The sequence below is a fragment of the Ruegeria sp. HKCCD7255 genome (genome assembly GCF_013031565.1).
In the GTDB taxonomy this organism is placed as follows: Bacteria; Pseudomonadota; Alphaproteobacteria; order Rhodobacterales; family Rhodobacteraceae; genus Ruegeria.
In genome coordinates this window covers 379,005-401,967 of record NZ_WQAG01000001.1, presented here as the reverse complement: position 1 = coordinate 401,967, position 22,963 = coordinate 379,005, and the positions used below count along the sequence as shown (strand labels likewise).

Genomic DNA, 22,963 nt, shown 5'->3' with positions numbered 1-22,963 from the left:
CCTTTGCTGTCGTTCTGCTTTCGGGTCGTTCCGTTGAACCGCTGATAAACTCGTCTCACCACCCCGTGACAATCGATTTCAGGTGATTGCACGCGGCTCAATCTCGGGTCACCCTGATCTCAGAAGGAGACCTGACATGACCCGGATTGCTTACCTCGACTACGTCAAACCTGCCCTCTTGTTTACCCTGCTGACGCTGGCCGCGCTTCTGCGTGCGGCTCCTGCACCGGCGGCCGGAACCGAAACCCTAACGGTTGCTGGCGGATGTTTCTGGTGCGTTGAATCAGATTTTGAATCTGTCCCCGGTGTGATCGAAGCCGTTTCGGGGTTTACTGGCGGATCCGCAGCCAATCCGACATATGACCAGGTCAGCAAAGGCGGAACAGGTCATTACGAGGCGGTGCAGATCACCTTTGATCCGGCCCGTGTGTCACGTGAAACCCTGCTGAACATGTTCTTCCGCTCGGTCGACCCCACCGATGCAGGCGGTCAGTTCTGTGATCGTGGCGACAGCTATCGTACCGCAATATTCGTCTCTGATGCAGGCGAAAAAGCACTTGCGCAACAAGCCAAAGCCAATGCACAAGCTGCGCTTGGTCAGACGGTTGTTACACCGATCCTGAACGAAGGCACATTCTATCCTGCCGAGGCCTACCATCAGGACTATTACAAAGGCAAAAAGCTGGTGATCACCCGCTTTGGCCCCAAACGTCAGGCCAACGCCTACAAAGCCTATCGCAAAGCGTGCGGTCGTGACGCCCGTGTTCAACAATTGTGGGGCAGCGACGCACCTTTCGTCGGGTCTTAATCGAACCGCGCTTCCCGAACTTCTTTCAGGTCGGGAATGACATCAGCAGTCCCGTGCCGCGTGACCATCAGGGCCGCGGCACGATTTGCTTGTTGGATTGCCTGTTCCATGGGCATTCCGCGATCCATCCCCGCCAGCACATAGCCCGTAAACGTATCCCCGGCCCCTGTTGTATCGACGGCCTGAACCTTATGGGCCGCGAAATCGACCGGCTCATGGTCTTTCTGGACATACCTAGCGCCCTTAGAGCCCAAGGTCACAACCACATGTTCGACCGGCAGATCTGAAACGGTAAGTCCAGTTGCCGCTTGCAGCTGATCCGCCTCAACCTGATTCAGAATCAGAAAATCCAGCATCGGCAACACCGCTTGGACCGCATCTGCATCAAAGGGTGCGGCTGCGTAACATACAGTCAGACCCAGATCGCGGCCCATTTTCGCCGCCTCAAGCTGTGCATTGGTTTCATTCTGCATGACCAGAACGTCTCCGGCCTCGGCCACCGAAAGGGCCTGACCCAGCTGCGCGTTGGAAATGGCGTGGTTGGCCCCTTGAAACAGGATGATGTTGTTCTCCCCCGCCTTGTCCACGGCGATAATGGCATGACCGGTCGGCACCTCAACCTCGGCAATGAAAAGCGTATCAATTCCGTATTCAGTCAGCCTGTCCAAAGCCCAGCGCCCATCAGGCCCAACCGCCCCGATATGCGCCACCCGCGCTCCGGCCCGTGCGGCGGCCACCGACATATTGGCCCCTTTGCCGCCCAGAAACCGGCTTAGCCCATCGGCGGCAAGCGTTTCACCCGCACCGGGAAGATGCGGTACGTCATAGACCATGTCTGCGTTGATCGAGCCGAGGTTCCAGATCGCCATGTCTTACCCAATATCGCAGGAGGCCAGAATGGCCATGTTCAGGATGTCATTAGCGGTCGAGACGGTCGAACAGATCTGAATGGGCTTGTCGACACCCGACAGGATCGGGCCGATCACGGTTGCGCCACCCATTTCCTGCATCAGCTTTGTCGAAATGCTGGCCGAATGGCGCGCGGGCACGATCAAGATATTGGCTGGACCGTTCAGGCGCGAGAACGGATAGCTGGCCTGCTGTTCAACGTTTAGCGCCACATCCACGGTCATTTCGCCTTCATATTCGAAATCCACGCCCCGCTGGTCCAGAACTGTTGGCGCACGATGCATCTTTTCCGCACGCTCGGACACCGGATAGCCGAAGGTCGAGAAACTGACAAAGGCCACTCGCGGCTCAAGCCCCATATGGCGGGCGACGGCGGCAGAGCGTTCGGCGATATTGGCCAGATCATTCTCATCCGGCCATTCATGCACAAGCGTGTCACCGATCAGGACAATCCGACCCTTATGCAACAAGGCCGTTACCCCCGCAGCCCCATGCGCGGCGTCGGCGTCAAACACGTGATTGATGCGGTCCAAAACATGCGCCGACTTGCGAGTGGCCCCTGTTACCAGCCCATCACCATGGCCATGCGCCAGCATCAGGGATGAGAACACATGCCGGTCGCGGGCCGCCAGGCGGTGAATGTCTTTGTGGTCGAAACCTTTGCGTTGCAGTCGCTGGTACAGAAAGTCTTTGTAGGCATCGAGATGCAGGGTATTGGCCGCGTTCAACACCTCAAGCTCGCGCACAGCATCGCCCAGACCGGCCTCTTCCAGCTTCTCCTTCACGTCATCCTGTCGACCGACCACCAGAGCTTTGCCAAAACCCGAGCGCTGATACATCACAGCCGCACGCAATACGCGGGGATCGTCACCTTCGGCAAAGATCATCCGGCTTTGGGCCTGACGCGCCCGCGCGTTTAGACCGCGCAGGATGCTGGCGGTTGGATCCATCCGGGATTTCAAGCTCAGCTCATAGGCGTCCATATCGATAATCGGGCGTCGGGCTGCACCCGTGTCCATCCCGGCCTTGGCGACAGCGGGCGGGATCCGGTGGATCAAGCGCGGGTCGAACGGGGTGGGAATGATGTAATCGCGGCCAAAGGTCAGCGACTTGCCATAGGCCATGGCAACCTCATCCGGCACATCCTCGCGCGCCAGACGGGCCAGCGCATGCGCGCAGGCAATCTTCATCTCGTCATTGATGGCGCGGGCATGGATATCCAGCGCCCCACGGAACAGGTAGGGGAAACCCAGAACGTTGTTCACCTGGTTGGGATAGTCGCTGCGCCCGGTGGCGACGATTGCATCCACGCGCACCTCATGGGCCTCTTCCGGCGTAATCTCGGGATCCGGGTTGGCCATGGCGAAGATCACCGGATTGTCCGCCATCGAAGCAACCATGTCCTGCGTCACGGCCCCTTTGACCGAGACGCCCAGGAACACGTCGGCATCCTTCATCGCGTCTTCTAGCGTGCGCAGATCCGTGGAAATCGCATGGGCTGACTTCCACTGGTTCATACCCTCCGTCCGACCCTGATAGATCACACCCTTGGTGTCACAGACGATGCAATTCTCGTGCCGCGCACCCATCGCCTTGAGCAGTTCGATACAGGCAATCCCCGCAGCGCCAGCTCCGTTCAGGACGATTTTCACGTCCTCGATCTTCTTGCCCGAAATATGCAGCGCATTGATCAGGCCCGCGGCACAGATTACCGCTGTGCCGTGCTGATCATCATGGAAGACAGGGATATCCATCTCTTCCTTCAGGCGCTGTTCGATGATGAAACATTCGGGCGCCTTGATGTCTTCCAGGTTGATCCCGCCAAAGGTCGGCCCCATCAGACGCACCGCGCGGCAGAACTCATCCGGGTCTTCGGTGTCCAGCTCGATATCAATCGAATTCACGTCAGCAAACCGCTTGAACAGAACCGATTTCCCTTCCATCACCGGCTTCGAGCCCAGCGCACCAAGGTTGCCAAGACCCAAAACCGCCGTCCCATTCGAGATCACGGCGACCAGATTGCCCTTGTTGGTATAGTCATACGCCGTCTCGGGCGCTTCGGCGATGGCCTCACACGGAACCGCCACGCCGGGGCTGTATGCCAAAGACAGATCGCGCTGCGTGGTCATGGGAACGGTGGCCTGCACCTCCCATTTGCCGGGGGTCGGGTCCAGGTGAAAGGCCAGCGCCTCTTCTTTGGTGATCTTCGCTTTGGGCATCTTTTCAGGTCGTTTCCATGAGTTCAGGGCTTACGCGTCATAACGCAGGCAGGGCTGCGCCTCAACGACATTGCGTTTTCGCCTTTCGTCGCACGAGGGGGATTTGTAAGGTCACGCCCGGAACACGCCAGAAGGGGGCCGCCTTGTCCACAGTCACGCCGATGATGGCGCAATACCTTGAGATCAAAGAGGCCCATTCCGACGCTCTGCTGTTTTATCGCATGGGCGACTTCTATGAGATGTTCTTTGACGATGCGGTCAACGCAGCCGAGGCGCTGGACATCGCGCTGACCAAGCGCGGTAAACACAACGGCACCGACATTCCGATGTGCGGTGTGCCGGTGCATTCAGCCGAAGGCTATTTGCTGACACTCATTCGCAAAGGCTTTCGCGTGGCAGTCTGCGAACAGATGGAAAGTCCGGCTGAGGCAAAGAAAAGAGGCTCTAAATCAGTAGTAATGCGCGATGTTGTGCGATTGGTGACCCCCGGCACACTGACCGAAGACGCATTGCTTGAGGCGCGCCGACACAACTTTCTCGCCACCTATTCCGAGGTTCGGGATGAGGCCGCGCTGGCCTGGGCCGATATCTCGACCGGTGCGTTTCATGTCATGCCGCTGACCTCAGTGCGGCTCAGCCCCGAACTCGCCCGGCTGGCACCGTCCGAGTTGATCATTGCTGATGGATCCGAGCAGGCCTTGCAGGAACCCGCCCGCGACCTGGGCATCTCGCTGACCCCGATCGGCCGCGCCAGTTTCGACAGCACCGCCGCCGAAAAACGCATCTGTGCGCTGTTCAAAGTTGGAGCACTGGACGCGTTTGGAAGCTTTACCCGTGCCGAGGTCTCGGCCATGGGGGCCCTGATCGACTATCTTGAGATCACGCAAAAGGGCAAACTGCCCCTTCTGCAACCTCCGACAAAGGAATCTGCAGACCGCGTGGTTCAGATCGACACCGCAACCCGGCGCAACCTTGAACTCACCCGCTCCCTGTCTGGTGGTCGCGCCGGATCGCTGTTGTCCGTTGTTGACCGCACAGTGACACCCGGCGGTGCGCGACTGCTGGAACAACGGCTCTCAAGCCCCTCGCGCAGCCTTGATGTGATCCACGCCCGGCTGGATGCGGTGAGTTTTGCCGTCGAAGACAGCTTGATCACCTCAGATCTGCGCGAAGCCCTGCGCAAAACCCCGGATCTTGACCGCGCCCTGTCCCGCCTGTCGCTGGATCGCGGTGGGCCGCGCGATCTGGCGGCAATCCGCAATGGGTTGAATCAGGCCGCGACACTTGCCGATCTTTGCGCTTCCCAAGACCTGCCGGATTTGTTGAGATCAGCGGTGCAAAACCTTGTCGGGTTTAACGACCTTCTGCAGCTTTTAGATGACGCATTGGTTGCCGAACCCCCACTGCTGGCCCGAGATGGTGGGTTCATCGCTACTGGCTTTGATGAAGAACTGGACGAAGCCCGTACCCTGCGCGACGAAGGCCGCTCGGTCATCGCCGGATTCCAGCAGAAATATGCCGAACAGACCGGTATCGCCTCACTGAAGATCAAGCACAACAATGTGCTGGGTTATTTCATCGAAACCACAGCCACCCATGCCGAAAAGATGCTGAGCCCCCCGTTCAGCGAAACCTATATCCACCGCCAAACCACCGCCAATCAGGTGCGTTTTACCACGGTTGAACTGTCCGAGATCGAAACCCGCATCCTGAACGCTGGTAATCTGGCGCTGGAGATCGAAAAACGGCTCTATCAAAGGCTTTCTGATGAGATTTTGAGTCTCGCCGCCCGCCTCAACCAAGCCGCCCGAGGGTTAGCCGAGCTGGACCTGACCACAGCGCTTGCCGATCTGGCGCGTGGCGAAAACTGGTGCCGCCCACAGGTCGACGCATCGCGCGCCTTCGACATTCAGGGTGGTCGTCACCCGGTTGTCGAACACGCCCTGCGTCACCAAAGCGGCGACACGTTCATCGCGAATGACTGCGACCTCAGCGCGGAAGACGGCGCTGCGATCTGGCTTCTGACCGGCCCCAACATGGCTGGTAAATCCACGTTTCTGCGCCAGAACGCCCTGATTGCTCTAATGGCCCAGATGGGCAGCTATGTTCCCGCTGAACGCGCGCATATTGGTTTGGTTAGCCAGCTTTTCAGCCGTGTCGGCGCCTCCGACGATCTGGCCCGCGGTCGCTCGACCTTCATGGTCGAAATGGTCGAAACCGCAGCCATCCTGAACCAGGCAGATGCGCACGCCTTGGTCATCCTGGATGAAATCGGGCGCGGCACCGCCACCTATGATGGGCTGTCCATTGCTTGGGCTACGTTGGAACATCTGCACGCCGCGAATACATGCCGCGCCCTGTTTGCCACGCATTATCACGAACTCACCGCTCTCGCCGGTAATCTCGAAGGTGTCGACAACGCCACCGTCGCGGTCAAGGAATGGGAAGGTGAGGTCATCTTCCTGCACGAGGTCCACAAAGGCGCCGCCGACCGGTCTTATGGCGTTCAGGTCGCACAGCTGGCCGGCCTGCCCGCCTCTGTCGTCGACCGCGCCCGCGTTGTCCTTGAGCAACTGGAAAAAACCGAACGTGAAGGCGGCAAACAAAAAGCGTTGATCGATGACCTCCCGCTCTTTTCGGCCGCTCCGCCGCCGCCACCTGCGCCCAAAAAAACGTCACCGGTCACAGACATGCTCAACGACATCCTGCCGGATGAGCTCAGCCCCCGCGAAGCGCTTGACCTGATCTACAAACTGAAAGAGGCGGCCAAATCCTGACCGCCCCTTCTTCTGTTCAAAAATACCTCCGCCGGAGGCTTGGCCTCGCAGAGGTCAATCAGCTCGCAGGTGTTGAAGACACCCCAACCTGCGCCGGGCGCAGCAAACGGTCGTGCAGCATGAACCCTTCGGCAGATACTTGAATGATGTCGCCAGCCTTAGTCCCCGGCACCGGAGCCTCAAACATCGCCTCATGCACGTTGGGATCAAACCGGTCACCGACTTCCGGCGTGATCACCTCGATCCCGTGTTTCTGGAACACATCCTTCAAGGCCCGCATGGTCAGTTCGACCCCTTCGATCAGACCCGCAGCGACTTCTTTCTGCTCATCTGTCGCGGCCTCCAGAGCGCGCTTCATATTGTCGTAAACCGGCAGCATATCGCGCGCCAGCTTTGACCCGCCATATTGTTCCGCATCGCGGCGCGCCTTGTCTCCGCGTTTGCGCGCGTTCTCCGCATCCGCCAAGGCACGCATGAACTTGTCTTTGTAGTCATCCCGCTCGGCGCGCAGCTCATCCAGCTCCAGCGCTTCATCGCTGATCTCGGCCATCTCATCCGCCAGCTCTTCCGCCTCGGCCGACATGATGTCATCCAGAAAATCTTCGTTCTTGGGTTCTGCCATCTCTTACCCTCTAGCTCCGGTCGGATATCAGCTTGCCGACCAGTTGCGCCGTATAATCCACGATTGGTACGATCCGCCCATAGTTCAGACGAGTGGGCCCGATGACCCCAACCGCACCAATTATCTTACGATCAGCGTTCATATATGGAGACACCACCAAAGAGGAACCCGAAAGTGAGAAAAGTTTGTTCTCAGAGCCGATAAAAATGCGCACACCTTCGCCATCCTCGGTCAATTCAAGGAATTCCGCGATGTCGCGCTTGCGTTCCAGATCATCAAACAGGGTGCGAATGCGGTCCAGTTCTTCGGCCTCACCCGATTCACCCAGAAGATTCGCCCGCCCGCGAACAATCAACCGGGCCGAGTCGGTGCCATCCCCTTCCCAGGCGGCCATGCCGCTCTCGACCATTTCCCGCGCCAAAACATCAATTTCCTGCTTGCGCGCGTCGATCTGGCTTTGCATTTGACGCCGCACATCGCCAAGTGTGCGCCCTTCGATCAACGCGTTCAGGAAATTCGCGGCTTCCCGCATCGAACTTGGCGTTTGCCCGGGCGGTGGTGTGAACAGGCGATTTTCAACGTGACCATCAGAAAAGACCAGAACCACCAAGGCGCGGTCATGACCCAATGAGACGAACTCGATATGTTTGATCTCGGCCTCATGCTTGGGCGTCAAAACCAGTGATGCGCCCTGTGTCACGTTTGACAAAGCCGCACCTACACGGTCCAGCATGCCACCAACGTCCCCAGCGTTAGAGCCTAATGTCTCATCAAGTTTCTGCCTGTCATCAGGCCCCAGATCACCCACCTCAAGCAGCCCGTCTACAAACATACGCAACCCCTGCTGGGTCGGAATGCGGCCTGCACTGACATGCGGGCTGTCGAGCAGGCCCAGAAATTCCAGATCCTGCATCACATTGCGCACGGTCGCCGCGCTGACTTTTTCCGACAAAGTGCGCGTCAACGTGCGGCTGCCCACCGGCTCACCACTGTCCAGATAGCTTTCGACTATCAACCGGAACACCTCACGGGACCGGTCGTTCATCTCATCCAGAATTTTGCTCGCGTCGCTCATCGGCAATCTCCTGCTGGGTGGTCATTAAATAGCAGGCCATGGAAAGGTCAATCGGGGTTGCATCGTAACGCTGCAGGGCGGTATCCCCAACCCAGCAAACAAAGGAATTCCCATGCGACCCTCAGGACGTGATCTAAACGAAATGCGCGCCGTTTCAATCGAAACGGGTTTTACCAAACATGCCGAAGGGTCTTGCCTGATCAAGATGGGCGACACCCATGTGCTGTGCACCGCCACGATCGAGGAACGCGTACCGCCCTTCATCAAGGGCTCGGGTCTGGGTTGGGTTACCGCTGAATACGGTATGCTGCCCCGCGCAACCAACACCCGGATGCGGCGCGAGGCGGCCAGCGGCAAGCAAGGCGGCCGTACCGTAGAAATCCAGCGCTTGATTGGCCGTGCGTTGCGCGCTGGTGTCGACCGCGTGGCCCTGGGCGAGCGTCAGATCACCGTGGACTGCGACGTAATCCAGGCCGATGGCGGCACCCGCTGCGCCTCGATTACCGGGGGATGGGTTGCACTGCGTCTGGCCGTGAACAAGCTGATGAAAACGGGCGACGTGATCTCGGACCCGCTGGTTGATCCGGTGGCCGCTGTGTCCTGTGGCATCTATGCGGGCCAGCCGGTACTGGATCTGGACTATCCCGAAGACAGCGAGGCTGGCGTGGACGGCAATTTCATCATGACCGGCTCCGGCAAGCTGATCGAAGTACAGATGAGCGCTGAAGGCTCTGTCTTTAGCCGCGCGCAGATGGATCAGCTGATGGATCTGGCGGAAAAAGGCGTCGGCGAGCTGGCCGCGGCCCAGAAAGCCGCGACCGCATGACCCGTAAGTTCGAGGGCGGCCGCCTGTTGGTTGCCACACACAACAAAGGCAAGCTTGAAGAGGTCGCGCACCTGCTGGAACCCTTCGGCGTGACCGTGGTTGGCGCGGCTGACATGAGCCTGCCCGAACCGGAAGAGACCGAGGATACCTTTGTCGGCAACGCCCGGATCAAGGCTCATGCCGCAGCGAAGGCCACCGGCCTGCCCGCGCTTTCGGACGATTCCGGGATCACCATCGACGCGTTGGACGGTGCGCCCGGCGTCTATACCGCTGATTGGGCCGAAACCGGTAACGGCCGCGACTTCATGATGGCCATGACTCGTGCCCACAACGAGCTGGAGGCAAAAAACGCCCCTCACCCACGCACCGCTCAGTTCCGCAGCACTTTGGTCCTGGCCTGGCCTGACGGGCATGACGAAGTGTTCGAAGGCGTTGCACCCGGCCATCTTGTCTGGCCCGTGCGCGGCGAAGGCGGGTTTGGCTATGATCCAATGTTTGTCCCCGAAGGCCACACAATTACCTTTGCGGAAATGGATCGCTGGGAAAAGAACAAGATCAGCCACCGGGGCCGCGCGGTGGAGATGTTCGTGAAAGGCTGCTTTGGCGGATGATTGGCGCAACGGGGGCTTTGGCCTGTATGTGCATTGGCCTTTTTGCGAGGCCAAATGCCCCTATTGCGATTTCAACAGCCATGTTTCAAGAAATATTAATCAAAAACAATGGCTTGACTGCTACCTAAGTGAATTGCGCCGCTCTGCCGGTGAAACACCCGACAGGGTTTTGAACACGATCTTTTTCGGTGGCGGCACACCATCGCTGATGGCCCCCGAGACCGTCGCTGCCGTCATTGATACGGCGCGTGCGCTGTGGCGCCCCGCCAACAACATGGAAATCACGCTGGAAGCGAATCCCGGCTCGGTTGAGGCAGGCAGGTTCGCCGCCTATCGCGATGCAGGTGTGAACCGCATCTCCATGGGCGTTCAGGCGCTGAACGACGACGACCTGCGCCGGTTGGGCCGCATTCATACGGTCAGCGAGGCGCGTGCCGCGTTCGACATAGCCCGATCTTGTTTTGACCGTGTCAGTTTCGACCTGATCTATGCGCGCCAACACCAAACTCTTGACGCCTGGCGCGCGGAATTGACCGAAGCGCTGTCGATGGCCGTCGATCACCTGTCGCTCTATCAGTTAACGATCGAACAAGGCACTGCCTTTGGAGATCGCTATGCGTTGGGCAAACTGCACGGATTGCCCGAAGATGACAGCGCCGCCGATATGTATCTGGCCACGCAAGAGATCTGCGAAACTCACGGGCTGCCCGCCTATGAGGTGTCCAACCACGCAAGGCCCGGTGCCGAGTCGCAGCACAATCTGATCTATTGGCGCTATGGCGACTATGTCGGCATCGGTCCCGGTGCGCATGGGCGGATCACCTTAAATGGTCAGAAATTCGCAACCGAAACGCATCTTGCCCCTCAACGCTGGTTGGGTGCCGCAGCCAATGGCAATGGCGAGACAGTTCGCACCGAGGTGACACGTCAAGAACAGGCTCAAGAATACCTTATGATGGGTCTACGCATTGTAGAAGGACTAGATATAGAGAGATACTGCGCACTGTCCGGATGTTCTCTGCCCCAAGACAAGCTGGACCACCTTACCCAGATCGGCATGGTTCAGTGTCAAGATGGGCGCTTGATGGCCACGCCGGATGGGCGAGCGGTATTGAACGCGGTAATCCGAGAGCTGCTGGGTTAACAGATGCAGTATCTTTGGGCCGCACTCGGACTTCTCTGCGTTGCACTGGCGATGATCGGGGTTGTTCTACCGCTGCTGCCAACCGTACCGTTTCTGCTATTGGCCGCGTTCTTTTTTGCCCGATCTTCGACGCGGCTACACAATTGGCTCATCACCCACAAAACTTTTGGCCCGATGATAGCGGACTGGCAGCAATCCGGCGCCATTCGCCCAGCCGCAAAAAAGGCGGCGACCCTGTCTGTTGCCGCCGTTTTCGGTTTTTCGGTTTTGCTATCTGTACCGACACTTGTCCTGGTCATTCAGGCGATTACGTTAGCCGGAGTTATGATCTTTATCTGGACCAGGCCTAGCGGCTAAGCTTGGCGCACAGATCATCCAACTGATCCAGGTTTTCATAGGTCAGAACCACCTGCCCGCTTTCTCCACCAGCCTTATGGTTGATCGAAACCTTCATTGCCAATATGGCCGAAAGATCTTTCTCAAGCGCGCGCGTATCCGCATCTTTTCCTGCATTCAGGTTTCGTGTGCGAGGGGTTACCTTCGGATCATTCGGTTGGTTCTGCTTTTTCACCAGATTTTCAGTCGCCCGAACAGATAATCCGTCTTTAACGATCTGTTTGGCAAGTTCGGACGCGTTTTCAGCCGTAACAAGCGCTCTTGCATGACCGGCAGACAGCTTCCCTTCGACCACCAGTGCCTGCACATCCATAGGCAAAGACAGCAAACGCATCAGGTTTGCAATGTGGCTGCGGCTTTTGCCCAAAGCTTCGGACAGCTTCTCTTGCGTATGGCCAAACTTGTCCATCAACTGCCGATAACCCGCGGCCTCTTCCACCGCATTCAGATCGGCGCGCTGGATATTTTCGATAATGGCGACTTCCAGCACCTCAGTATCGTCGAACTCGCGCACGATGACTGGAATTTCATGCAGCTGAGACATTTGTGCCGCGCGCCAGCGGCGCTCACCCGCTACGATTTCATACTCGCTGTCGTTAATCGCACGCACGATCAAAGGTTGGATGATGCCCTTTTCTTTGATCGAAGCCGCCAGATCATCCAATTGATCTTGTGAGAACGTCCGGCGCGGCTGATTGGGATTCGCTTTCAGCTTTTCGATAGGTACATTCAGATCAGGACGGCGCGGCGTGGCAGATACGCGCCCTTCTCCTTCGGGCGTGACGTCCGCCATCAGAGCGGACAATCCGCGACCCAATCCCCGGGGCTTGCTTTTCTTGGCGCTCATTTTGCCCTCCTGTCGACCGGTCAGGCCGCTGACTTGTTATTCTTGTGCATGACCTCCCGGGCCAAGTGCCGATAGGCCATCGCGCCCAGAGAACCCGAATCGTACTGCAAAACCGGCATCGCATAAGACGGTGCCTCACTGACCCGAACATTTCGGGGTATTTTGGTTTTAAATACCATCTCACCCAGATTGTCACGCGCGTCTTTTTCCACCTGGCGGGACAAGTTGTTGCGGTTGTCATACATGGTCAACACAACACCTTCGATTCTGAGGTCTGGATTCGCGGTCTGCCGAACCTCTCGTATTGTCAGCATCAACTGTGATAATCCTTCCAGCGCAAAGAACTCGCTTTGCAGCGGAACCAGAACAGAATGCGCAGCCACCATGGCGTTAACAGTCAACAAATTCAGCGAAGGCGGGCAGTCGATCAGGATAAAATCCAAGGAAAACGCGTCCACCGCAGTTTGCCTCAGTGCGTCATGTAAAAGATAGCTACGCTTCTCGTTCGAGATCAGTTCAATATCTGCTGAACTAAGATCCACCGTGGCCGGAACAACCAGAAGGTTGTCAATTTCCGTGTCCTGTACAACCGCTTCGAGTGGCGCATCGTCCAAAAGCAGATCATAGGTCGTCCAGTCCCGATCTTCTACGCCCAGCCCGGTGGACGCGTTGCCCTGGGGGTCAAGATCCACCACAAGAACTCGACAGCCAGCCTCGGCCAAACCGGCGGCCAAGTTGATTGCTGTTGTTGTCTTTCCCACCCCGCCTTTTTGATTTGCGACCGCGATGATCCGAGGTCCGTTCGGACGAGACAAATCAACCACGTGAGACTCCTGTGATTTTAAGGATAACGGCCTGGGGCTCAGTTATACTTTTAATCGGGTCAGCAGTGAATTTCCATTCTTCCTGAGCTTTTGACAGCTCTTTTTTCCAGCTCGCGCCTTTCGGCAACAATGCGGTGCCCGATGCATGCAAGTGCCGGTTACAAAAGGACAGAAGAGTGGTCAGATCAGCCAAGGCCCGCGCCGACAGAATATCGGCGCTTAGCGGCTCAACTACTTCTATGCGCTTCGACATCACGCGACAATTTACACCAATCTCGCGAATGACTGCGCGAAGGAAAGCGCTTTTTCGTTGATCGCTCTCGACCATGGTGAATTCGGTGTCGGGTGCGGTTTCCTTTGCCAGGATTGCACACACAATCCCCGGAAAACCACCCCCACTTCCCAAATCTACCCAAGTTTTACCTTGCGGTGCACAGCGGAATACTTGCACGGAATCCAGGATATGCCGGTCCCAAATCTGCGCAAGGCTTGCGCGAGACACCAGATTTATTCTCGGGTTCCATTGCTCCACGAGATTTACGTAGGTTTTCAGGTGGTCGAGTGTTTCACGTGAAACATTCAGAGCATCAACTGTCTCCGAAGAAAGCTGGATCATGCTTTTCGAGCTCTCAGATCCCGACGCAGCTTCGCCAGAACCAATGTGATCGCAGCCGGGGTGACGCCTTCGACCCGACCAGCCTGCGCGATATTTGCTGGTTTTGCATTCGAAAGCTTCTGCTTCATCTCCGACGATAGGCCGTCCAGAGCGAAATAATCGAAGTTACGAGGGATAACATGGGTTTCATCTCGCTTCATAGCTTCGACATCTCTTTGCTGTCGTGCAATGTAATTCGCATAGAGCGCATCGCGTTCGATCTGTCTCCGCGTTTCGGCATCAGTGCCTGCAAGCTCGGGAACAAGTGGCAGAACATCTTCAAAATTCACCTTCGGAAAAGCAAGGATAGCCATCCCGTCCCGTCGGTTTCCATCTTGATTGACGTCAATACCTGCGCTGCGAACCTCCTTTGGCGTGAATGTCCGCTCAGTCAAGGCCGTCTTTGCCTGAACCAGCTTTTCCATTTTTCGCTCGAACAACGCCCGACGCGCTTGCCCGACACATCCGATGTCACACCCAAGCGGTGTCAACCGTTGGTCGGCGTTGTCCGCACGTAAAGAAAGACGAAACTCCGCACGCGAGGTGAACATCCGATAGGGTTCCGCAACGCCTCGCGTTGTGAGATCATCAATCATAACGCCGATATAGCTGTCGGATCGAGTGAAATGGATCGGATCCTTGCCTTGAACGGCCAACGCAGCATTCAATCCGGCAACCAACCCTTGCGCTGCTGCTTCCTCATATCCTGTAGTTCCGTTGATCTGACCCGCTAGATATAGGCCGGGCACCTCAGGCAAAGCCAATTCAGCTGTCAGCACCCGAGGGTCAACATAGTCATATTCGATCGCATAGCCTGGCTGCAGGATTTCCGCACTCTCCAGGCCTACGATTGACCGAACATATGCGTGTTGCACGTCCTCCGGCAGCGACGTTGAAATACCATTCGGGTAAATCGTATGATCTCCGATGCCTTCCGGCTCTAAAAAGATCTGGTGCGATTCCTTGTCCGCAAATCGAACGATCTTGTCTTCGATAGACGGGCAATACCGTGGACCCACCCCGTCGATATGACCCCCATACATTGCAGAACGTGAGAGGTTATCTTCGATAATCTGATGCGTTCGCGCGTTGGTATGTGTGATTCCACATGCGATTTGCGGTGCCACGACAGATTTTGACATAAATGAAAACAGAATAGGGTCCTCGTCCCCATCCTGACGCTCAAGCACATCCCAATTGATTGTCCGACCATCCAGCCGCGGTGGCGTACCCGTTTTCAAACGCGCCATGTGAAGGTCAAACCCGTCCAACCGTTCCGCCAATTTGACAGAGGGACGATCCCCCATACGGCCACCAGGCTTGGAAACGTCGCCGATATGGATCACGCCGCGAAGAAACGTTCCAGAGGTCAAAATTACAGCTTTTGCTGGGATCTCTGATCCGTCACTCAGAACAACACCAGAAACGCGATCCCCTGCCATGATCAGATCTACAACTTCGCCTTCAATGACAGTCAGGTTTTGCTGACGACGCGTTTCGTCTTGCATTGCCGCACGATACAAAGCTCGGTCTGCCTGCGCGCGCGGTCCCTGAACCGCCGGCCCTTTTCGCCGGTTTAGCAGCCGGAACTGAATCCCAGCCCGGTCAGCGACGCGGCCCATAACCCCATCCATCGCGTCGATTTCACGGACAAGGTGGCCCTTGCCCAATCCTCCGATCGCCGGATTACATGACATAACACCGATGTCTTTCTCGGACAGAGTCACCAATGCAGTTCGCGCATTCATCCGAGCAGCCGCATGGGCAGCTTCACTTCCAGCGTGACCGGCTCCGATCACAACGATATCAAACTGTGAATGTTTCACGTGAAACACTCCTTACTTTCCAAGACAGAAGCTGGAAAAGATCTCATCCAGCAGTGTTTCGACATCTATGCGTCCGACCAGGTTTTCCAAGGCACGTATCGCGGTGCGCAATTCTTCAGCTGCAATATCATACATGTCGGGACCTGATTCCAGTACCCGCTCTGCCTGCGTCAACGCATTGGATGCCTGGATCATCGCGACGCGATGTCTTTCACGGGTCGCAATACCATGACTAGTGGTTCGCTCCGCAAGCCTATACGATATATCGGAAACCAGCTGATCGATCCCCTGCCCTGTTTTCCCTGATACACCAGCAGCCCTTTCAGGACCGAGGTCTGCTTTCGGACGGACAATCACATCTTCAGGTTGAACGGGTATTCCCAGTGCTTCAACATCATCAGCCAGAAAAACGCGCAGATCAGCGGAATTTGCCCGCCGTCGCGCAAGGTCTATTCCCAGACCTTCGACATGATCATCTGTTTCCCGCAAACCTGCAGTATCGAGCAAAGTGACAGGCAAACCTGCCAGATCCATGCGAACTTCGATGACATCCCGAGTCGTTCCGGCATATTCCGATGTTATCGCAGCCTCGCGACCTGCCAATGCGTTCAGCAAGGTCGACTTTCCCGCGTTTGGCAGGCCAACAATCGCCACCTCGAACCCGGTTCGCACACGTTCCGCGATTTGGACGCCTTTGGCTTCTTTGTCCAGGTCCTGCACTACACCCTGGATCAGATCCCGCACCTCAGGTGAAACGTCGGTCGGCACCTCTTCGTCAGCAAAGTCAATCACGGCTTCCAGTAAAGACGCAGCCCGGATCAGATCCCGTCGCCAACGCTCGACCAGATCGCCAAGCGCACCGGCCAATATGGTCTGGGCCTGCTTGCGTTGTGCTTCGGTATCGGCATCGATCAGATCGGCCAGGCCTTCTACTTGGGTCAGATCCATGCGCCCGTTTTCCAACGCGCGGCGCGTGAATTCCCCGGGATCTGCCATGCGCAGATCATCCATGTCAGACAGACAGCGCAGAACCGCGTTCACCGTTGCTGTACTGCCATGGATTTGAAGCTCGGCCACATCTTCGCCGGTGAAACTGGACGGAGCCTGAAAGGTCAACACAAGTCCATCGTCCAAACGCGTTCCATCTGGCGCGCGCAAGGTCCGCACGCGCATTCCGCGTTGAGGCAGATCACCACCAACCAGCGTTTTCGCAGCAGAATGGGCCAAAGGGCCAGAGAGGCGGATGACCGCCACCCCAGCTTTGCCTTGCGCGCTGGCCAAGGCGAATATCGTATCCATTCGAAGGCCTCGCGAGGGTTAAGACCTGTGTCAGGTATTCATCGAGTCGAAGAATTCCGAGTTTGTCTTGGTCTGTTTCAACTTCGACAACAGGAACTCGATTGCGTCGGTTGTCCCCATCGGGTTGAGGATACGGCGCAGAACAAAGGTCTTGGCCAGATCACCCTTGTCGACCAACAGATCCTCTTTCCGGGTACCGGATTTGAGGATGTCGATGGCCGGGAACACACGCTTGTCGGCAATCTTACGATCCAGCACGATCTCCGAGTTACCAGTGCCTTTGAATTCTTCGAAGATCACTTCGTCCATCCGGCTGCCGGTATCGATCAGCGCAGTGGCGATGATGGTCAGCGATCCGCCCTCTTCGATATTCCGCGCAGCACCAAAGAACCGCTTGGGCCGTTGCAACGCGTTGGCGTCCACACCACCGGTCAGAACTTTACCTGACGACGGCACAACTGTGTTAAATGCCCTACCAAGTCTTGTGATCGAATCGAGAAGGATAACAACATCTCGTTTATGTTCGACCAAACGTTTGGCTTTTTCGATCACCATTTCCGATACGGCAACGTGGCGCGTCGCCGGTTCGTCGAAGGTCGAGGACACAACCTCACCCTTCACCGAGCGCTGCATATCGGTCACCTCTTCTGGGCGTTCGTCGATCAGCAGGACGATCAGGTAACACTCCGGGTGGTTCTGTTCGATCGAATGCGCGATGTTCTGCAGGATTACCGTTTTACCTGTCCGCGGAGGCGCCACGATCAGTGACCGCTGACCCTTCCCGATCGGGGCAACCAGGTCGATCACACGGGCGGATTTGTCCTTGATGGTGGGATCTTCGATCTCCATCTTCAGACGCTCCTCGGGGTACAAGGGCGTCAGGTTATCGAACAGGATCTTGTGCTTGGCTTTTTCCGGGTCTTCAAAGTTGATCTTTGTCACCTTGGTCAGCGCAAAATAGCGTTCGTTCTCATCCGGCGCCTTAATCTCACCTTCGACCGTGTCACCGGTGCGCAGCGAATGTTGGCGGATCATGTCGGGTGAGACATAGATATCGTCGGGACCGGGCAGATAATTCGCCTCGGGCGAGCGCAAAAAGCCGAACCCGTCTTGCAGAACCTCCAAAACGCCATCGCCACCAACGGTCCACCCCTCATCCGCGCGTTCGCGCAGGATCTGGAACATCATCTCGCCTTTCCGCATGGTCGAGGCGTTTTCGATCTCCAGCTCTTCGGCCATGGCCAGAAGGTCTTTGGGACTTTTGGCCTTGAGGTCGGCCAGATTCAGGGCGTCAGTTGTCATAATATATACCTTCACCGCGAACTGCGCGGTACAAAGTGGAATTTCAGTACGGAAGATACGCCGCCCGGACGGGCGAGTTGGCAATTACATAAGCGCGTCGAAGAGCAGAGTCAATTCGCCCCTCAGAACTTCAGAACGACCGCCAGAACGATCAAAACCATCAAAACGGTCGGGATCTCGTTCATCATGCGATACTGCCGCCCAGTGAGCGTATTTCGCCCCGCAACAAAGTCCCTGCGTCTAGCCATCAGCCAATGATGAAACCAGGTCATTGCGATCACCGCCACACCCTTGACCCAGGGCCAGGCAAAATCCCAGCCGACAATGCCCGGTGTGAACACCATGATCAGGCCACATATCCAGGCCACGATACTTGCCGGTCGCATGATCACACGCAGCAGCTTTTCTTCCATCTCAAAGAAAATCGGTTCTGCCCCGTCAACCGATTGTGCCTTTTCTACGTGATAGACAAACAGTCTGGGTAGATAGAACAATCCAGCCATCCAAGAGATCACGGCCATGATGTGCAGAGACTTCACCCAAGGGTATATGGTAAAAAGAAGGTCAGACATGATGCCCCTCGGTTCGTGATCAAATCCTCCCTAATAAAAAAATAAGAAAAGAAAAAGGATGATGGTTTTGTAGGGAGATGAATTTCCGTGGATTACTTTTTTACTCAGGGTTTTTCCCCAAGTGGATAGATATTTTCGCGGGTCGTGTGATTCTGTGAAAATAAGAAAATATATTTTTAAAACATGGTGTTAAGTCTTAATAGAACGACGCTCCTTGGGGATAAGTCTTCGGATAAGGCAAGCAAAACAGGTTATCCTGCTGCGCAAACTTATCCTTGTCCCGAAGGTACAGAATTTGAACGACTCGCAGATGTTTTTTGCCAAACTGCAAGACTTGCGTGTCAACCGGAAAACCATACAAAGCGTCCTTGAACACTTATCGACTTGTAAACGGGGTTTTCCACATGTCTGTCCCCATTGTCTTGGCTTCGGGCTCAACGATCCGGGCGCAAATGCTGCGCAACGCTGGTGTTGATTTCACGGTGCAGGTCGCCCGTGTCGATGAAGAGACGGCCAAGCAGGCTTTGCTGGCCGAAGGCGCGCCACCGCGTGACATCGCCGATACGCTGGCCGAGATGAAAGCCAGAAAGGTAAGTGAAAAAGCACCCGGTGCCATGGTTCTTGGGTGCGATCAGGTTTTGGATTTCGAAGGCGCTCTTCTTTCGAAGCCCGAAACATCGGATGATGCGTTAGCACAGCTTAAAATGATGCGGGGCAAGCGGCACATGCTGTTATCCGCTGCGGTGATCTATCAGAATGGCGAACCCATCTGGCGGCATGTGGGTCAAGTTCGGCTGCGGATGCGTGCCAGCTCGGATGCGTATCTGAGGAATTATGTCGCGCGGAACTGGGACAGTATTCGCGATGCCGTTGGTGCTTATAAGCTGGAAGAAGAAGGCGTTCGCCTTTTTGCTGCCATCGAAGGCGATTACTTTAATGTTCTGGGGCTGCCCTTGCTGGAACTGCTGAACTATCTGGCTGTGAAAGGTGTAATTGATCAATGACAGACCATCGAATTCCATTGGCCGGGGTCATCGGGCACCCTGTTGCGCATTCCCGCTCGCCCGCGCTACATGGTCATTGGCTGCACAGGTTCGATCTGTCTGGGTATTACATCCCGATGGATGTCGCGCCCGCGGATCTGGAACAGGTGCTGCGCACGTTGCCTAAGGCCGGGTTTGTTGGGGCTAACGTGACCGTGCCGCATAAAGAGGCTGCGATGCGTCTGGCCGATCACGTGTCAGATCGCGCTTCGGTGATTGGAGCCACAAATACGCTGGTCTTTCGCGAGGATGGGTCAATCCATGCGGATAACACCGACGGCTATGGGTTCATGGCAAACCTGCGTGAGGGCGCGCCGGATTGGAACGCAAAGGATGGCCCGGTGGTTGTCTTTGGTGCAGGCGGCGCGTCGCGTGCCGTGCTGCATGCGTTGTCTGAGGCCGGAGTGCCCGAGATTCTGTTGACCAACCGAACCCGTGCCCGGGCAGATCATCTGAAAGAAGAATTTGGTCAGCGCATTCGTGTGGTGGATTGGGTACAGGCAGACACGGTATTGGAAAACGCAACGCTGGTGGTCAATACAACTTCGTTGGGGATGCAAGGCCAGCCCGAGCTGCGCGTTTCCCTGGAGGGCTTGCAGCCCGGAACTGTCGTGACGGATTTGGTCTATGCGCCCTTGCAGACGGAGCTTTTGAAAGCCGCAGACGCCGCTGGCTGCACAACCGTGGATGGCTTGGGTATGTTGTTACATCAGGCCGTTCCGGGATTTGAGCGCTGGTTCGGCGTCCGGCCACTGGTGGACGACGAATTGCGAGCTGCGGTTTTGGCATGAGTTTTGCCCTTGGTCTTACTGGCTCGATCGGCATGGGCAAAAGCACGACCGCCCAGATCTTTGTCGAGGAAGGCTGTGCGCTATGGGATGCAGATGCGGCCGTACATAGGCTCTATTCAAAGGGCGGCGCGGCAGTTGAGCCGATGCGCAACGCCTTCCCAACCGCTGTCAAAGACGGCATTGTGGACCGGGAAGTGCTGAAGCAAATCATCGCCGAGGATCCCAGCGCGCTGAAACAGATTGAGGCCATCGTGCACCCCTTGGTCGCCTCTGATCGGGCTGCGTTTCGCAAGGCCGCGACAGCCGATATCCTGGTGTTCGACATTCCCCTTCTGTTTGAAACAGGTGGTGACGCTTTGATGGATGCGGTGGTCTGTGTCTCGGTCTCACCCGAAGAACAGAAGCGCCGGGTTCTGACGCGGGGCACGATGACCGAAGCGCAGTTTGAACAGATCAGGGCCAAGCAGATGCCCAATGACGAAAAAGCCGCGCGGTCAGATTTCGTGATCGTGACAGATACGCTGGACCATGCCCGCGCACAGGTGCAGGATGTGGTCAGGCAGATACGGGCGGGGCTGAACAATGCGTGAGATTGTACTGGATACCGAGACCACCGGGTTTGATCCCGAAAGCGGGGACCGGATTGTTGAGATCGGCGCGGTTGAGCTGTGGAACCATGTGGCCACCGGTGAAACCTATCACGTCTATATCAATCCCGAACGCGGTATGCCGGACGAGGCTTTTGGCATTCACGGTATAGGCCCTGACCTGCTGGAAACTCCACGCCCACCAGAGAAAGGTGAGGTGACGCTGAAGGATAAACCGGTCTTTGCCAAAGTTGGGCAAGCCTTTCGCGATTTTGTTGGGGATGCACGGCTGGTGATCCACAACGCGTCCTTCGACATGAAGTTTCTGAACGCCGAGCTGAAATGGATGGGTCTGCCCCCGATTCCGATGGATCAGGCGCTGGATACGCTGGCCATTGCGCGCAAGCGCTTCCCCGGCTCACCCGCGTCGCTGGACGCGCTGTGTCGCCGGTTCAATATCGACAATTCCAACCGCGTGCTGCACGGCGCGTTGCTCGATTCCGAGATTCTGGCCGAGGTTTATCTGGAATTAATCGGGGGCCGGCAGCCGGATTTCGGGTTGTCCACTGCCGCATCTGCTGCGGGTGCCGGCGAAGACGCCTGGCGCCCTGCTCCGCGCGCAACGGTTCTGCCGTCTCGGATCACCGAGGAAGAACAAGCCGCACATCAGAAATTTGTGGAAGATTTGGGCGAAAACGCCCTGTGGGCCCGCGCCTGAGCCTGGTCAGACGCGGGTTAAAGGATCAGGCGTCGGCTGTTTGGCCTTGTGCGGCCTGACGGCGCATCAACTCGTTGCGGTAGAGCGCAACAAAATCGATATTGTCCAAGTTCACCGGCGGGAAGCCACCGTCGCGTGTCACGTCGCTCACAATGCGGCGCAGGAACGGGAACAGCATACGCGGGCATTCGATCATCAGGAACGGGTGCAGTTGATCGTCTTGCACACCTTCCACGTGGAACAGGCCGCAATAATCCAGCTCCAGAACAAACAGAACATCGTCCAGACCTTTGGCTTTTGAGGTCAGGTTCAGCTTGATCGAAACTTCGAACTGATGGTCCTGAGGGCGTTTTTTGGCGTCCAGGTTCACCTGAACCGACATTTCGGGCTGAACTTCGCCCGACACACCTTTTTGCGCCATCACGTTTTCGAACGACATGTCGCGGACAAATTGGCCCAGAACACGCATCTGGACCTGAGGTGCGGCTTGCTGGGCCGCAGTGTTTTCTTTTGCGCCTTCTTCGGCCATGGAACTACTCCAAATTTGAAATTCGCCACTGCTTAGCAAGTTGGGCGCAGCACCTCAATGCTGGTGCGGGCCTTCAACCCATTTCGAAGGTTTTGCCGGTTTCTTTCTGGGCTGAACTTCGGAAAACTCACCGTCAATGACGTCGCCCTGATCAAAAGGATCACGACGTTGGTGGAACCCAGCACCGGTTCCCATCTGGAATTGTGTGATCGTGACCTTTGATTTCAGATATTTAAACACGGCCACACGAATCCCCGGGACCAGCAGGGCAAACCCAACAGCATCGGTGAAAAACCCGGGCGTCAACAGCAAGACACCCGACAGCAAGATCATGGCCCCATGGGCCAGCGGTTCGGTCGGGTCATCCAATTCGGCAAAGGATCGCTGAAGGTTGGCGATGGCCGTTCGGCCTTGTGTACGTACAAGAATCGTTCCCAAAACCGCTGTTAGAACAACGATGGCCAGTGTCGGCCACAGCCCAATCAGACCGCCGACCTGAATGAACAGGGCGATCTCGATGATCGGAACCAACAAAAATGCCAAGAACAGATACATATACGTTATCCTTTAGATCAGGCCGGGC

General features: G+C 56.6%; 23 protein-coding genes. 10 read left to right on the top strand and 13 right to left on the bottom strand.

Annotation, left to right across the window (positions count from 1 at the left end; translation table 11 throughout):
- Nucleotides 1–136 precede the first annotated feature (136 nt).
- The gene (gene msrA, locus GOX45_RS01920; RefSeq protein WP_171097430.1) at nucleotides 137–808 is read left to right on the top strand and encodes a peptide-methionine (S)-S-oxide reductase MsrA; all 672 of its coding nucleotides are present in this window, start codon (nucleotides 137–139) and stop codon (nucleotides 806–808) included.
- Here msrA and GOX45_RS01915 read toward each other — a convergent pair.
- The gene (locus GOX45_RS01915; protein ID WP_171097428.1) at nucleotides 805–1,677 is read right to left on the bottom strand and encodes a ribokinase; all 873 of its coding nucleotides are present in this window, start codon (nucleotides 1,675–1,677) and stop codon (nucleotides 805–807) included. The two genes, msrA and GOX45_RS01915, sit on opposite strands and share 4 nt — an antisense overlap.
- 3 nt (nucleotides 1,678–1,680) lie before the next feature.
- Nucleotides 1,681–3,936, bottom strand: a complete 2,256-nt coding sequence (locus tag GOX45_RS01910; protein WP_171097426.1) for an NADP-dependent malic enzyme — start codon at nucleotides 3,934–3,936, stop codon at nucleotides 1,681–1,683.
- 161 nt (nucleotides 3,937–4,097) lie between these two features.
- Between GOX45_RS01910 and mutS the strand changes: the two genes are divergently transcribed.
- Nucleotides 4,098–6,713, top strand: a complete 2,616-nt coding sequence (gene mutS / locus GOX45_RS01905; RefSeq protein WP_171098119.1) for a DNA mismatch repair protein MutS — start codon at nucleotides 4,098–4,100, stop codon at nucleotides 6,711–6,713.
- 58 nt (nucleotides 6,714–6,771) lie between these two features.
- On the opposite strand, the gene GOX45_RS01900 is transcribed toward mutS, so the two are convergent.
- Together GOX45_RS01900 and hrcA are read right to left on the bottom strand one after the other, a co-directional pair.
- Nucleotides 6,772–7,335 carry a nucleotide exchange factor GrpE gene (locus GOX45_RS01900; protein ID WP_171097424.1) on the bottom strand — a complete coding sequence of 188 codons (564 nt, stop codon included), beginning with the start codon at nucleotides 7,333–7,335 and terminating at the stop codon, nucleotides 6,772–6,774.
- Nucleotides 7,336–7,345: 10 nt separating this feature from the next.
- Entirely contained in the window at nucleotides 7,346–8,410 is a 1,065-nt protein-coding gene (hrcA, locus tag GOX45_RS01895) for a heat-inducible transcriptional repressor HrcA (RefSeq protein ID WP_171097422.1), read from the bottom strand.
- Between the two features lie 112 nt (nucleotides 8,411–8,522).
- Here hrcA and rph point away from each other — a divergent pair, with 112 nt between their 5' ends.
- From rph to GOX45_RS01875, 4 genes are read left to right on the top strand one after another with little or no spacing between them, the layout of a single operon-like run.
- Complete coding sequence (gene rph, locus GOX45_RS01890) at nucleotides 8,523–9,236, top strand: ribonuclease PH (RefSeq protein ID WP_171097421.1); 714 nt, start codon at nucleotides 8,523–8,525, stop codon at nucleotides 9,234–9,236.
- Complete coding sequence (gene rdgB / locus GOX45_RS01885; RefSeq protein WP_171097419.1) at nucleotides 9,233–9,847, top strand: RdgB/HAM1 family non-canonical purine NTP pyrophosphatase; 615 nt, start codon at nucleotides 9,233–9,235, stop codon at nucleotides 9,845–9,847. Before rph ends, rdgB begins: the two co-directional genes overlap by 4 nt.
- Nucleotides 9,837–10,991: a radical SAM family heme chaperone HemW gene (gene hemW / locus GOX45_RS01880; protein WP_171097416.1), complete on the top strand. Its 1,155-nt coding sequence runs from the start codon at nucleotides 9,837–9,839 to the stop codon at nucleotides 10,989–10,991. The genes rdgB and hemW overlap by 11 nt, the downstream gene beginning before the upstream one ends.
- Before the next feature lie 3 nt (nucleotides 10,992–10,994).
- Nucleotides 10,995–11,348: a YbaN family protein gene (locus GOX45_RS01875; protein WP_171097415.1), complete on the top strand. Its 354-nt coding sequence runs from the start codon at nucleotides 10,995–10,997 to the stop codon at nucleotides 11,346–11,348.
- Here the strand turns inward: GOX45_RS01875 and GOX45_RS01870 are convergent.
- From GOX45_RS01870 to GOX45_RS01840, 7 genes are all read right to left on the bottom strand, one after another.
- Nucleotides 11,338–12,234, bottom strand: a complete 897-nt coding sequence (locus tag GOX45_RS01870) for a ParB/RepB/Spo0J family partition protein (protein ID WP_171097413.1) — start codon at nucleotides 12,232–12,234, stop codon at nucleotides 11,338–11,340. The genes GOX45_RS01875 and GOX45_RS01870 overlap by 11 nt on opposite strands.
- A gap of 20 nt (nucleotides 12,235–12,254) precedes the next feature.
- Nucleotides 12,255–13,058, bottom strand: coding sequence for an AAA family ATPase (locus GOX45_RS01865; protein WP_171097411.1), 804 nt, complete (start codon nucleotides 13,056–13,058; stop codon nucleotides 12,255–12,257).
- A complete protein-coding gene (gene rsmG, locus GOX45_RS01860; protein WP_171097409.1) occupies nucleotides 13,051–13,674 on the bottom strand; it encodes a 16S rRNA (guanine(527)-N(7))-methyltransferase RsmG in 624 nt (207 codons plus the stop codon). Before rsmG ends, GOX45_RS01865 begins: the two co-directional genes overlap by 8 nt.
- Nucleotides 13,671–15,539 carry a tRNA uridine-5-carboxymethylaminomethyl(34) synthesis enzyme MnmG gene (gene mnmG, locus GOX45_RS01855; RefSeq protein ID WP_171097407.1) on the bottom strand — a complete coding sequence of 623 codons (1,869 nt, stop codon included), beginning with the start codon at nucleotides 15,537–15,539 and terminating at the stop codon, nucleotides 13,671–13,673. The genes rsmG and mnmG overlap by 4 nt, the downstream gene beginning before the upstream one ends.
- A gap of 12 nt (nucleotides 15,540–15,551) precedes the next feature.
- A complete protein-coding gene (gene mnmE / locus GOX45_RS01850) occupies nucleotides 15,552–16,838 on the bottom strand; it encodes a tRNA uridine-5-carboxymethylaminomethyl(34) synthesis GTPase MnmE (protein ID WP_171097405.1) in 1,287 nt (428 codons plus the stop codon).
- Between the two features lie 30 nt (nucleotides 16,839–16,868).
- Nucleotides 16,869–18,140, bottom strand: coding sequence for a transcription termination factor Rho (gene rho / locus GOX45_RS01845; protein WP_171097404.1), 1,272 nt, complete (start codon nucleotides 18,138–18,140; stop codon nucleotides 16,869–16,871).
- A 122-nt stretch (nucleotides 18,141–18,262) separates the two neighbouring features.
- Nucleotides 18,263–18,712: a CopD family protein gene (locus GOX45_RS01840; RefSeq protein ID WP_171097402.1), complete on the bottom strand. Its 450-nt coding sequence runs from the start codon at nucleotides 18,710–18,712 to the stop codon at nucleotides 18,263–18,265.
- Nucleotides 18,713–19,116: 404 nt separating this feature from the next.
- On the opposite strand from GOX45_RS01840, the gene GOX45_RS01835 reads away from it, so the two are divergent.
- From GOX45_RS01835 to dnaQ, 4 genes are read left to right on the top strand one after another with little or no spacing between them, the layout of a single operon-like run.
- Nucleotides 19,117–19,716 carry a nucleoside triphosphate pyrophosphatase gene (locus GOX45_RS01835; RefSeq protein WP_171097400.1) on the top strand — a complete coding sequence of 200 codons (600 nt, stop codon included), beginning with the start codon at nucleotides 19,117–19,119 and terminating at the stop codon, nucleotides 19,714–19,716.
- Nucleotides 19,713–20,546 carry a shikimate dehydrogenase gene (locus tag GOX45_RS01830; protein WP_171097399.1) on the top strand — a complete coding sequence of 278 codons (834 nt, stop codon included), beginning with the start codon at nucleotides 19,713–19,715 and terminating at the stop codon, nucleotides 20,544–20,546. The genes GOX45_RS01835 and GOX45_RS01830 overlap by 4 nt, the downstream gene beginning before the upstream one ends.
- Nucleotides 20,543–21,136: a dephospho-CoA kinase gene (gene coaE, locus GOX45_RS01825; RefSeq protein WP_171097397.1), complete on the top strand. Its 594-nt coding sequence runs from the start codon at nucleotides 20,543–20,545 to the stop codon at nucleotides 21,134–21,136. Before GOX45_RS01830 ends, coaE begins: the two co-directional genes overlap by 4 nt.
- Nucleotides 21,129–21,851 (top strand): DNA polymerase III subunit epsilon, encoded by a 723-nt coding sequence (dnaQ, locus tag GOX45_RS01820; RefSeq protein ID WP_171097395.1) that lies wholly within the window; start codon nucleotides 21,129–21,131, stop codon nucleotides 21,849–21,851. The genes coaE and dnaQ overlap by 8 nt, the downstream gene beginning before the upstream one ends.
- Before the next feature lie 25 nt (nucleotides 21,852–21,876).
- Here the strand turns inward: dnaQ and secB are convergent, their stop codons facing one another.
- Both secB and GOX45_RS01810 read right to left on the bottom strand, forming a co-directional pair.
- The gene (secB, locus tag GOX45_RS01815) at nucleotides 21,877–22,380 is read right to left on the bottom strand and encodes a protein-export chaperone SecB (RefSeq protein ID WP_171097388.1); all 504 of its coding nucleotides are present in this window, start codon (nucleotides 22,378–22,380) and stop codon (nucleotides 21,877–21,879) included.
- A gap of 54 nt (nucleotides 22,381–22,434) precedes the next feature.
- Entirely contained in the window at nucleotides 22,435–22,935 is a 501-nt protein-coding gene (locus GOX45_RS01810; protein ID WP_171097386.1) for an FxsA family protein, read from the bottom strand.
- Nucleotides 22,936–22,963 lie beyond the last annotated feature (28 nt).